The organism is Hydrogenivirga sp. 128-5-R1-1, from assembly GCF_000171895.1.
The window spans coordinates 1-1,408 of the sequence record NZ_ABHJ01000372.1 but is presented as its reverse complement, the minus strand read 5'-3'; the positions used below and the strand labels follow the sequence as shown (position 1 = coordinate 1,408).

Below are 1,408 nucleotides of genomic sequence, written 5' to 3'. Positions count from 1 at the left end.
AAACCATCTTTAGATACAGGGAAAGAACTTGTTTAATAATTTTTCAGTTTCATCAATGACACAGAAATTAAAGGAGTTTTAGACATATCAATGCCAATGTAGTGCATGACAACACCTCCTTAGTGAATTTTTAAAGTCCCTCATAACCATCCTCCCGACTGGCAGGGGCTTAATAGCCCAATCAAGTAATTGGGTTTTGAGGGACAGGGGGACATACTCCCTAAGAGGCTTTAGAGCCTATGAAAAATGGAGTCTTTGTCCCTCGCTTTATTTTAAAAACTTATTCTATTTAAAAATATAAACTAATTTTTTGCAGGAGGATGATAAAAATGATTGAAATTGTAGTTGGAATATCAGCACTGGCAGCTGGTGGAGCTGCAGGATTTATAGGTTGTAAAGCAACTTACGGAAAAAAGATAGAAGAAAAGACAAAAAAAGCTGAGGAAATACTAAAGAAAAAGGAAGAAATTGTTAAAGAAGCTGAAAGAAAAGGCGAGCAGATATTAGAAGAGCTAAAAAGGAAAGCCCAATTAGAAGCAGAGCAGATAAAAAGAGAGGCAGAAGACCTAAAAAGACAACAAGAGCTTATAATTGAAAAAGAGCTTTTAAAAAGGAAAAAAGAGCTTGAAAATGAGCTGAAAAAAGAAAGAGAAGAACTTCAAGCTTTAGAAAAGACACTTATAACAAGGGAAGCCCAGCTTGAAAAAAGAATTGCGCGAATAGAACACAGAGAAGAAGAAATAGACAAAAAATGGGAAGAAGTTAGAAGACTTGAAGATGAAATTAGAGGAATTCAGAAAGAGATAGAAGAAAAAGAAAAGAAGATAAAAGAAGCAGAAGAAAGATTTGAACTTGAACTTCAAAAGATAGCATCAATGACAAAAGAAGAAGCAAAAGAACAGCTTATGAAAAAAGTAGAAGAAGAATCCAAACTTGAGGCTGCAAAACTTATGAAAGAAATAGAAGAGCAGGCAAAAAAGGAAGCAGACAAAGAAGCTAAGTGGAATTTAGTTACAGCTATACAGAGACTTGCACCTGAAATAACAACTTCATACACAGTTTCAGTAGTTGACCTTCCAAGCAATGATTTAAAGGGAAGAATAATCGGTAGAGAAGGAAGAAATATAAGGGCATTTGAGCTTGCAACAGGAGTTGATTTAATTATAGATGATACACCAGATATAGTTACAATATCTTCATTTGACCCACTTAGAAGGGAAATAGCAAGGCAGTCTTTAGAAAGACTTATAGCAGACGGCAGAATACACCCTGGGAGAATAGAAGAAGTTGTTGAACAGGTAAGAGAAGAAATGGAAGAAAGCGTAAGAAAACTTGGTGAAGAAACATGCCTTGAACTTGGATTACAGATGTAACCCTGAACTTTATTACTATATCGGAAACTTAATTA

1 protein-coding gene is annotated in these 1,408 nt (G+C 34.9%); it reads left to right on the top strand.

Annotated features, from left to right (window positions below):
* Nucleotides 1-329: 329 nt before the first annotated feature.
* The gene (locus HG1285_RS18515; protein ID WP_008289376.1) at nucleotides 330-1,373 is read left to right on the top strand and encodes an Rnase Y domain-containing protein; all 1,044 of its coding nucleotides are present in this window, start codon (nucleotides 330-332) and stop codon (nucleotides 1,371-1,373) included.
* Nucleotides 1,374-1,408 lie beyond the last annotated feature (35 nt).

Bases quoted from the DNA above. Each gene is read 5' to 3' on its own strand.
- HG1285_RS18515 (WP_008289376.1), top strand. From the start codon at position 330: ATGATTGAAATTGTAGTTGGAATATCAGCACTGGCAGCTGGTGGAGCT.